Source organism: Arthrobacter agilis, from assembly GCF_002953615.1.
In the GTDB taxonomy this organism is placed as follows: domain Bacteria; phylum Actinomycetota; class Actinomycetes; order Actinomycetales; family Micrococcaceae; genus Arthrobacter_D; species Arthrobacter_D agilis_B.
Genome location: NZ_CP024915.1, coordinates 1,989,593 through 1,999,387 on the forward strand (window position 1 = coordinate 1,989,593; position 9,795 = coordinate 1,999,387).

Consider the following 9,795-nt stretch of genomic DNA (forward strand, 5'->3'; position numbering starts at 1 on the left):
GGGAGTTCCGCAGCGAGATAGGCCGCGTTGAAGCGGGACAGCAGGGCCACCAGGTCGACGACGTCGGCCTGCTCCCAGCCCTCGAGCTGCCGCCGGAAGTCGCGCCGTCGGCGCGCACGTGCAGCGTCCACGCGCCGGAGTCCCTCGTCCGTCAGCACCACCGGTCGGGATCGTTCGTCGTCGTCCGTCATCCCGCGCTCGAGGAGGCCGAGCCTGTGCAGCGCCGCCACGTGTCCGCTGACCGCCGGCTTCCCCATGCCCAGGGATGCCGCCAGGTCGGTCACCCGGCAGGGGCCGAGCATGCGCACCGCGGCCAGCACGCTGTAGGCGGCCGGCTCCATCGCGGCATCGATGCCACGAGCCAGCGCCCAGCACACCTGCTGCTCGCTGCGGCACATCGCCGCGGCCTTCTCCTCGACGACGTCGAGCGCGGCGCGGCGCGCAGCGCTTCCTGCGGGCGTGCGATGTCCGTCCATGGCCGAATCCTAGGCACGCGGAGCAGCGCCGGGACAGGAATCCCGCAGCATTACCCATCATTACTCCGCGCGATCGCTCCGCTGTGCACGCGCCTGTCGCGCCCTCCACGGGACGGAGGGATCGCGCGCGTCAGCTCGGGGTACGGACCCAGTCGCGGGGCACCACGACCATGGGCACCGGCAGCGCGCGGAGCATCTTGCTCGCCGTCGCGCCGAGGAAGATCTGGCGGTGCTGCGCGAGGCGGCTCGACCCCACGATGACGAGCTCGCCCGCGTCCCATTCGATGTCGTCGATGGCCTCTTCGATCGTCCGGCCGTGCGCCACGATGATCGATGCCTCGGAGCCTCCCGGCAACCGCTCGACGGCGCGCGCCAGCACCGAATGCGCATGCTGATGCGCCTTGTTGATCGCCTCCCCCGAATCGGAGGGCTCGTGCACGTCCAGTGCGACGAGTGACACGAGGCGCAGGGGCAGGCCACGCCGGGCAGCGGACTCGACCGCGACGTCGAGCACGCCCTCGGCACCTGCCCTCGTCCCGACGGCGCAGGTCATCCGGGTGAATTCGGCGCGGTGCCGGTAGCCACGCGGCGCGAGCGCGACGGGGACGTGCGAACTGTGCAGGACGCCGTTGGCGACGCTGCCCACGGTGTAGCGGCGCAGCAGGCCGTTGGTCGAGGCGCCGATCACGATCAGGCCGGCATCGACGTCGTGCGCCGTCTCCAGCAGGCCCTGCGCGAAGGAGTCCGCGAGGCGGACGTGCGTGGTGACCTCGACGCCGTCGGGCACACTGTCCCTCGCACGGTCGAGTGCCTCCTGGGCACGCCGGCTCCCGGGGGCCGCACTGCCGTCCTGGGGCCAGTCGAGAACGGTGACCAGGTCGATCCCCGCCGACTGCGTGAGCGCGAGCGAGGTGGCGAGTTCGAGGGCGTCCTGCCCACGGTCGTTCTCGGTGTAGCCGACGACGTAGCGCACGGGGGCTCCTCCTCGGTGGGATGCGGGGCGGCGCGGACGGAAGCGCCGCGGAGTCGGTCCACTCTAACGCAGCGCTTCCGGCCGTGCCCGCGTGCTACTCCTGCGGAGCCGACCCCTGAGTGAGCACTTCCTGCCGGAAGAACGCCGGGTTGATGCGCGACCACACCAGCATCAGCACGGCCCCCAGCAGGATCACCCCGATCCCCAGGATGAAGACCATGCCGACGCCGAACAGCTCCGAGCCGGAGCCGTACTCGGGATCCATTGAATCGACGGCCGTCTTGACGAACATGACCAGCAGGATGACCCCGCCGAGCAGGGGCGCCAGGAACCGGAAGAACATGTTCCGGGCGGACGAGAAGGCCTGTGCGCGGAAGTACCAGACACAGGCAAGCGCGGTGATGCCGTAGTAGAAGCAGATCATCAGGCCGAGCGCCGTGATGGTGTCCCAGAGGGCGTTCTCCGAGACCAGCCGCATGAACACGTAGAAGCCTGCGGCCGCGACCGCCGCTGCGACCGTCGCGTAGCTCGGCGACTTGTGCTGCGGGCTGATGCGGCCGTAGCCCTTGGGCAGCGCCTTGTAGTGGCCCATGGCGAGAAGCGTGCGGGCCGGGGAGACGAAGGTGGACTGCAGGGATGCGGCCGAGGAGCTGAGGACGGCCATGGACATCAGGATGGCGAAGGGTCCCATGACAGGGCCGGCGAGCGTCGCGAAGATGCTCTCCTGGTTGTCGGGGTTGCCGGCACCGAGTTCACCGTCGCCCACGCCCGAGAAGGCGAGGGTCGCGAGCGCGACCGTGAGGTAGATGACCACGATGACGACGACGGTCAGCATGCCCGCACGGCCCGGCGTCTTCTTCGGGTTGACGGCCTCCTCGCTCATGGTGAGGGTCACGTCCCAGCCCCAGTAGATGAAGATGGAGAGCGAGACGCCGGCGGCGAAGGCGGAGAAGGAGCCGACGGCGAACGGGTTGAACCACTCCGCGCTGATGCTCGTCGCGTCGAAGGCGGTGCCGTTCGCGACGTGGATGAAGGCCGCGATCGCGAACCAGGCGAGGACCACGAGCTGGAAGGAGACCAGCACGTACTGGACGGTCTTGGTCGCCTCCATGCCGCGGTAGGACACGTAGCAGGCGAGCGTGATGAAGACGAGCGTCGTGGCGATGTTCACCGGCAGGTTCAGCGTCAGGTCCGCGATGGCGGGATCGTTCAGCAGTTGCGAGAGCATCAGGTAGAAGAAGTCCACGGCCACGGCGGCGAGGTTGGACAGCACGATCACGGTGGCGGCGATCAGCCCCCACCCGCCCATCCAGCCGACCCAGGGCCCGAAGGCCCGCGTGGCCCAGGTGAAGGACGTCCCGGAGTCCGGCATCGCGTTGTTCAGCTCGCGGTAGCCGAGGGCCACGAGCAGCATGGGGACGAAGCCCACGAGGAAGATGGCCGGCAGGTTCACTCCGACCTCCGCGACCGTGGGCCCGAGGGCCGCTGTCAGGGTGTAGGCGGGTGCCACGGAGGACACCCCGATCACGACGGCGCCGAGCAGGCCCACCGTCCCGGCGTCCAGGCCCTTCCTGCTCAGCCCTGATCCCCTTTGTGTTGTCTCGTCGATACTCATGCGTCCGCCTCTGTGGGTAAGGCGCCCGGGCCGGAAGTGGTGCCGGGCGTTGCGTACGTACGCGGGACGACGACCATGGGGATGGTCAGCGTACGCAGGATCTTGTTGGCCGTGGATCCGAGGAAGATGCGCATGTGCTGCGCGAGGCGGCTGGAGCCGACCAGCAGCACCTCCCCCTCGTCCCAGGCCATGGTGTCGATGGCCTCCTCGATGGAGCTGCCACGCGCGGTCTCGACGCTCACGCGTCCTCCCGCGGCGAGCGACGACGCCGCTTCCGCGAGTCGCCGGTTCGCCTCGTCCTCCGCTCCATCCGGGTCGGTCCGGCCGCCGTCGAGCGCGACGAGGGACACGAGCCGCAGGGGCAGGCCGCGACGCTGCGCCGACGACACCGCGACGGAGATGACGTCGTCGGCCCCGGCACGCCGGCCGACCGCGCAGGTGAGGCGCGTGACGGGTTCGGTGCGCCGGTAGGACTTGGGCGCGAGTGCCACCGGGACGGGCGAGGCGTGGAGGAGGCTGCGGGCCACGTTGCCGACGTTGAACCTGTTGGCGAGGCCCCGGGAGCTGGCCCCGATGACGATCAGCGAGGCCTCCGTGTCCTCGGCCGCCTGGATGAGGCCCTCTGCGTTGGACTCGGCCCGGACCACCACGCCGCGCGCGGCGACGTCGTCGGGCACGAGTGCGAGGCCCTGGTCCATCCATTCCCGCATCTGCTCGGAGAGGAGGGTGTCGAAGCCCTTGTCCGGCGGATAGGTGCCCGCATAGAGCGAGTGCTCGGGGGTGACGAGGACGAGGTCGAGGGAGGCATCCTGGCGCCGCGCGAGCGCGACGGCGAGGCAGACGGCGTCGTGCCCGCGCTCGTCCGCGGTGTAACCGACGATGTAGCGCACGGTCAGGCCCCCGCGGTCGTGCCGGCGGACTGCAGCCCCGACGCCAGGGCGCGATGGATCGCGGCGGCGGTTCGCTGCCCCATCCGGATGGCGCCGTCGACGTGCTGGTAGCCCTCGGCCGCGATGTCCGAGCAGGACCAGTAGATGGGCCCCACCGGCGTGCGCTGGTCGCGACCGTACCGGTGCAGTCCGCCGAGGTCGTAGCTGGACGCGTACGCGCCGCGGGTCCACTCCTCCGAGGCCCAGTCCGATTCGTAGTACACCTCCGGCTCGAGCGCCAGCGGGCCGAGGAACCCCGCGATCGAGGCGAGGATCCGCTCGCGGCGTTCGTGCGGCGGGAGCTCGAACATCGCATCGGCCTTCTCGTCGGAGACGAAACCGACCAGCGTGCCCCGCGGGTCCTCGTGGTTGGTGTTGTCGTAGACCTCCTGCACGATCGAGTCCGCGCCGAAGCCCGTCCCGGAGAGGCCCTCCTCCCGCCAGAACGGTGTGGAGTACGTGGCGTGCACCTTGATGACCAGGCCCAGCGACTGGTGCTGGTGCATCTGGTGCTGGCGGCGTGGCAGGGGCGGCTCGTAGCTGATGCGCGAGTAGAGGTTCGGCGGGACGGCGACGACGGCGTAGCGTGCGTGCACGGTGGTCGTGTCGGAGACGACCGTCACGCCGTCGCGCCCGTCCATCCCGCTCCAGCGCAGCGTGCGCACGGGACTCGAGAGGATCACGTCCTCCCCGAGCTCCGCCGCCATGCGCTCCGAGACCGACTGCATGCCGCCGACCACGCGCTTGTCGAGGATGAAGTCCTCGTCCACGAGGTTCGAGAAGGAACCGGCGGTCGCGGCCATGAGGATGGCCTGGAGGGCGGAGAAGGAATGGGCCGGCTTGGTCAGCATCCCGCCGGCGATGAAGAGGCCGATGTTGTCGCAGGCCTCCTCGTCGTCGGACTGCTGCCGCAGCCAGTGGTGGAAGGAGACGGTATCGAGGGCGCGGGCGTCGGGGTGGTTCCAGGGCGCCTCCGGCCCCGCCTCCGCCACCAGCCGGTCGAGCAGGGCGATGAGCCGCTCCATCTCCTCGCGCGTGTAGTCGTTCACGGGGAACATCTCTCCCGTGTAGCGGACGGGCCTTCCGTCGGGGCCGATGTAGACCGAGTCGCCCTCGCGGTACCGGGAGAAGGTCTGCAGGCCCAGTTCGTCGAGGAGCCCGATGAGGGCGGTCTGGTCCGGCGACACCCACTGGCCCCCGACCTCGTACACCGCGCCGTCGACGACGTCGGTGTGGGTCCGCCCGCCGACGCGGTCCCGTGCCTCGACGACCGCGACGGAATGTCCCGCCCTGGCCAGTTCCCGTGCGGCGGTGAGGCCCGAAGGACCTGCTCCGATGATGACGACGTCGCGCTCGATGGTATTCACGTGATCCTCCCGGACCCGCATGACGCGGGCCACAAAATGAACGGCATTCATTATTTCGCCCTACTATAGCCATGGGCGCCCCTCGAGGGAAGGGAACGCCCGTAGAGTTAACGCCACCGCAACCCAGGAGCAGGATCGATGACCGCAGCAACACCTGCACCCCGGCGTGCGGGCCGCCCCCCGCGCAGCGTCCTGTCCCGGGACGGCATCACCAGGGCCGCCCTGGACCTGATCGCCTCGGACGGCTACGAGGGCCTGACCATGTCAGCCCTCGCCCGGCGGCTCCGGGTGGCGCCGTCGGCGCTGTACAACCATGCCGCGTCGAAGCATGAAGTGCTCAGCTGGGTGCAGGACCACGTCATGACGATGGTGGACTTCAGCGCCTTCGACGAGGAGCCGTGGGACGAGGCCGTCCGGCGGTGGGCGTGGTCCTACCGCGAGGTCTTCGCGCGGCACGCTCCTCTCGTACCCGTGATCGCCGTGATGCCCGTGACCGATGCGGCGGAGACGCTGCGCATGTACGAGGCGGTGGCGCGCGGCTTCCTGCGGGCCGGCTGGCCGGAGGACCGGATCGTGCCCGCGATCGTGGCGCTGGAGTCCTTCATCTACGGATCCGCGCTCGACGTCGCCGCCCCCGGGGACATCTTCGACTCCGGCACGCTGGCGCACCAGTTCCCCGTCTTCACCTCCGCGGTGAGGAGTGCCACCGATGCGACGGGAGCGGAGCAGGCGGCCGATGCCGCGTTCCGGGCAGGACTGGACGGCATGATCGCGGGTCTCCGCCTCCAGCTGGCGGCCTACTCCTCCTGACGCGCGGGCCGGACGAGCTGTCCCATCCGGTACGCGGTGGAGTGCAGCACGTCCGAGAACGTGTCGCTGTTGCCGTCGAGCCAGTCGTTCAGGGCGATCTCGAACACCAGGACCCCGTACCGTGCCACGAGGCGTGCTTCTTCCTTGCCCACGCCCTGCCCGGAAAGCGCCTCGGTGATGCCCCCCGCGAGGAGGACGTTCTTCAGCAGTTCGCGCTCGCGCAGCCCCTCGTCGGAGCCGATGATGGCGCGTCGAGCCTGCAGCTCGGCCCTCCGGCCCTCGAACGGACCGGCGGCCATTGCCTCGAACCCGTGCATCACGAGCCCCAGCGGTGACAGGAACGCCGGAGCCCCGGCCACGAGGGACGCCACGACGGCGGGGAGCTCCCGTTCATACAGGAAGAGCACCTCGCGCTTGTCCGGGAAGTGGCGGAAGAACGTACGGGTGGTGAGGCCCGCTCGAGCCGCGATCTCGGGTACTGCGGTGGCCGCATAGCCCTGCTCGGCGAAGAGTTCGAGCGCCGCGCGCTCGAGCCTCAGCGCTGCGTCCGGTGCCCATCGACCCATGCATCTATCGTACCGCTGATGACACACAATGTCGTGAAAGAGAGTTGATGACACCGCATGACATCAGGCGATACTCCTGGGCCATGGGCGTCAGCATCAGCGCCTGTACGGAGTGCCGGCGCCCCTGGTGGGCGGATCGCTGATGAGCCTACTGATTGTTAGACGGACTAGCTTTACGGATCGTGAGTTAGCTGTTAGGTTCTGAGGACGGTCAAGCAACGGCCCACCCTTCTTCTGATCACCCGAGGTTCGTCATGTCTGTTGCCCCTCTGTCCCCGGCCCACTCCGTCCGCCAGGACGACAACGACTCCCGGAGCACGTGGCCGGACCTGGCCGCGCTCGACTTCGCCGCAGTCCCGGACTCCGCTGCGGCGCTGGGCCCGGCAGCGCCGGATGTGCCCCACGACCTGTCGACGGTCTCCACGCGTGAACTCCGCATCCTCTGCAACCAGCTGTACCGCGTACTGGACTCGGACTACCCGCCGTTCGGCGCGCAGGAGGACTACGAGGCAGTGGTGGAAGCACTCACGGATCGCGTGGCGCGGGCAGCCGAGCGTACGGAGAGCCAGAAGCTGCGCGAGAAGTTCCGCGACAACCCCGTGAGCTCGCGCTTCGAGCTCTTCCACGACGGCACGATGGTCGGCTACGTGAAGTACGACATGCGGGCCGGGCGCATCCGCCTGCTGGAGACGGTGGTCGGCCCCGCATACCGCCAGGCGGGCCTGGAACCGGTCCTCGTGCGCCAGGCACTGCTCGAGGCACACCGCCGTCGCCTCGCCCCCATCCCCTACTGCCGGCACGCGCAGACGTTCCTCGCCGAGAACCCGCAGTTCCGGGCACTCATCCCCGTCGGCTGACGCTCCACCCGTTCCACGAGAAGGGCCCCGCAGCTCGTGCTGCGGGGCCCTTCTCGTGGTGCGTCGGTGATCAGCCGGCGTTCGCCGTGCGGATGGCGTTCTCCAGCACGTCGAGGCCGTCCGCGAGCAGCTCGTCCGGCATGACGAGCGGCGGCAGGAGGCGGATCACGTTGCCGTAGGTCCCGCAGGTCAGGACGATGACGCCCTCGCGGAGGCACTGCGCCGCGATCGCCTTGGTGGCGTCCGCGTTGGGCGTCTTGCCGCCCGGCATCACGAACTCGATGGCCAGCATGGCTCCGCGTCCCCGCAGCTCGCCGATGATGCTGTGCTCCCCCAGGTCCGCCTGCAGTGCATCGAACCGCTCGGTGACCCGTGCCTCGATGCTGCGCGCCCGGCCGGCGAGGTCCTGCTCCTTCATGGTGGAGATCGCACCGAGCGCCGCCGCGCAGGCCACGGGGTTGCCGCCGTAGGTACCGCCGAGGCCGCCCGCGTGGACGGCGTCGAGCAGGTCCGCACGGCCGGTGATGGCCGAGAGCGGCATGCCTCCGGCGATGCCCTTCGCCATCGTGATGATGTCCGGCACCACGCCCTCGTGGTTCACCGCGAACCACTCGCCCGTGCGGCAGAAGCCGGACTGCACCTCGTCGGCGATGAACACGACGCCGTTCGCCCTGGCCCAGTCGGCCAGCGCCGGCAGGAATCCGTCGGCGGGGACGATGAAACCGCCCTCACCCTGCACGGGTTCGATGATGATGGCGGCGACCGAATCCGCGCCGATCTGCTTCTCGATCATCGTGATGGCGCGCTGTGCCGCCTCGGGACCGGTGATGTCCGGGTTCTCCTCGCGGAACGGGTAGCTCATCGGCACACGGTAGATCTCGGGGGCGAACGGACCGAAGTTCGTCTTGTAGGGCATGGACTTCGCGGTCAGCGCCATCGTCAGGTTGGTGCGCCCGTGGTAGGCGTGGTCGAAGGCGACGACGGCGTTGCGCCCGGTGGCCAGGCGCGCCACCTTGACGGCGTTCTCGACGGCCTCGGCGCCCGAGTTGAACAGGACGGTGCGCTTCTCGAAGTCACCCGGCGTCAGCTCGGCGAGCTGCTCGGCGACGGCGATGTAACCCTCGTAGGGCGTGACCATGAAGCATGTGTGCGTGAAGTGCTCCACCTGCTCCTTCACGGCGCTGACGACGGCGGGATCCGACGCGCCGACGCTCGTCACGGCGATGCCGGAGCCGAGATCGACGAAGGAGTTGCCGTCGACGTCGCGGATGATGCCGCCGTCGGCGTCCGCCGCATACACGGGCACGCCGGAGGCGACGCCCTGCGCGACGACCGCCGCGCGGCGGGCGGCCAGCTCGGTGGACTTGGGTCCGGGGAAGTCGCCGTTGATGCGGCGCTTCTGCTCCAGCCGGAAGCCGGGAGCGACGGAGCCTGGAGTGGTTGCGAACGTTGTCATGGGAATTCCTTTTCCTAAGGGACGGCTAGGCGTCCAGCACGCTCATGACGTGCTTGATGCGGGTGTAGTCCTCCACGCCGTACATGGAGAGGTCCTTGCCGTAGCCGGAGTTCTTGAAGCCGCCGTGCGGCATCTCGGCGGTGAGCATGATGTGCGTGTTGATCCAGACGGCACCGAAGTCGAGGTCCCGGGAGACCCGCATGGCGGTGCCGTGGTTGGTGGTCCAGACGCTGGACGCGAGCGCGTAGTCGACGCCGTTCGCCAGCTCCACGGCTTCCTCCTCCGTGGCGAAGGTCTGCACCGTGACGATGGGCCCGAAGGTCTCCTGCTGCACCACGGGATCGTCCTGGCGGGCGCCGGTGATGATCGTGGGCTCGAAGAAGTAGCCCTTGTCACCCGCGCGCCTGCCGCCGGTCGCGATGCTGCAGTGTGCCGGCAGCGCGTCGATGACGGCGTTGACGGCGTTGAAGTGGTTGATGTTGTTGAGCGGCCCGAAGTAGTTCTCCGAGTCGTCCGCACTGCCCGTCCTCAGCGTGGCGGTGTGCTCGACCATCGCTGCGACGAACTCGTCGTGCGCCTGCTCCTGCACGAGCACGCGGGTGATCGCGGTGCAGTCCTGGCCTGCGTTGAAGAACGCGAACTCTGCGATGGCCGCGGCGGACCTCTTCAGATCGGCATCGGCGAAGACCACGGCGGGCGCCTTGCCGCCGAGCTCGAGGTGGGCACGCTTGAGGCCCTTGGCGGCG

At 69.4% G+C, this 9,795-nt stretch carries 10 protein-coding genes; 2 read left to right on the plus strand and 8 right to left on the minus strand.

Annotated features, from left to right (window positions below):
* The 5 genes from CVO76_RS09680 to CVO76_RS09700 form a co-directional block, all read right to left on the minus strand.
* A partial coding sequence (locus CVO76_RS09680; RefSeq protein WP_208739101.1) for a MarR family winged helix-turn-helix transcriptional regulator occupies positions 1-476 on the minus strand: 476 nt, incomplete at its 3' end.
* 130 nt (positions 477-606) lie between these two features.
* Entirely contained in the window at positions 607-1,449 is an 843-nt protein-coding gene (locus CVO76_RS09685) for a universal stress protein (protein WP_208739102.1), read from the minus strand.
* 94 nt (positions 1,450-1,543) lie between these two features.
* The gene (locus CVO76_RS09690) at positions 1,544-3,064 is read right to left on the minus strand and encodes an APC family permease (RefSeq protein ID WP_133081070.1); all 1,521 of its coding nucleotides are present in this window, start codon (positions 3,062-3,064) and stop codon (positions 1,544-1,546) included.
* Positions 3,061-3,954 (minus strand): universal stress protein, encoded by an 894-nt coding sequence (locus CVO76_RS09695; protein ID WP_208739103.1) that lies wholly within the window; start codon positions 3,952-3,954, stop codon positions 3,061-3,063. The genes CVO76_RS09690 and CVO76_RS09695 overlap by 4 nt, the downstream gene beginning before the upstream one ends.
* Positions 3,955-3,956: 2 nt before the next feature.
* The gene (locus CVO76_RS09700; protein ID WP_208741769.1) at positions 3,957-5,381 is read right to left on the minus strand and encodes a flavin monoamine oxidase family protein; all 1,425 of its coding nucleotides are present in this window, start codon (positions 5,379-5,381) and stop codon (positions 3,957-3,959) included.
* A 117-nt stretch (positions 5,382-5,498) separates the two neighbouring features.
* Here CVO76_RS09700 and CVO76_RS09705 point away from each other — a divergent pair, with 117 nt between their 5' ends.
* Positions 5,499-6,170, plus strand: a complete 672-nt coding sequence (locus CVO76_RS09705; RefSeq protein ID WP_208739104.1) for a TetR/AcrR family transcriptional regulator — start codon at positions 5,499-5,501, stop codon at positions 6,168-6,170.
* Here CVO76_RS09705 and CVO76_RS09710 read toward each other — a convergent pair.
* Complete coding sequence (locus CVO76_RS09710) at positions 6,158-6,736, minus strand: TetR/AcrR family transcriptional regulator (RefSeq protein WP_208739105.1); 579 nt, start codon at positions 6,734-6,736, stop codon at positions 6,158-6,160. The two genes, CVO76_RS09705 and CVO76_RS09710, sit on opposite strands and share 13 nt — an antisense overlap.
* A 254-nt stretch (positions 6,737-6,990) precedes the next feature.
* On the opposite strand from CVO76_RS09710, the gene CVO76_RS09715 reads away from it, so the two are divergent.
* Positions 6,991-7,593: a GNAT family N-acetyltransferase gene (locus CVO76_RS09715; protein ID WP_133081074.1), complete on the plus strand. Its 603-nt coding sequence runs from the start codon at positions 6,991-6,993 to the stop codon at positions 7,591-7,593.
* Positions 7,594-7,663: 70 nt separating this feature from the next.
* Here the strand turns inward: CVO76_RS09715 and gabT are convergent, their stop codons facing one another.
* Together gabT and CVO76_RS09725 are read right to left on the minus strand one after the other, a co-directional pair.
* Positions 7,664-9,049, minus strand: coding sequence for a 4-aminobutyrate--2-oxoglutarate transaminase (gabT, locus tag CVO76_RS09720; RefSeq protein ID WP_133081075.1), 1,386 nt, complete (start codon positions 9,047-9,049; stop codon positions 7,664-7,666).
* 25 nt (positions 9,050-9,074) lie between these two features.
* Positions 9,075-9,795: aldehyde dehydrogenase family protein (locus CVO76_RS09725; protein WP_208739106.1), on the minus strand; the 721-nt coding region annotated here is incomplete at its 5' end.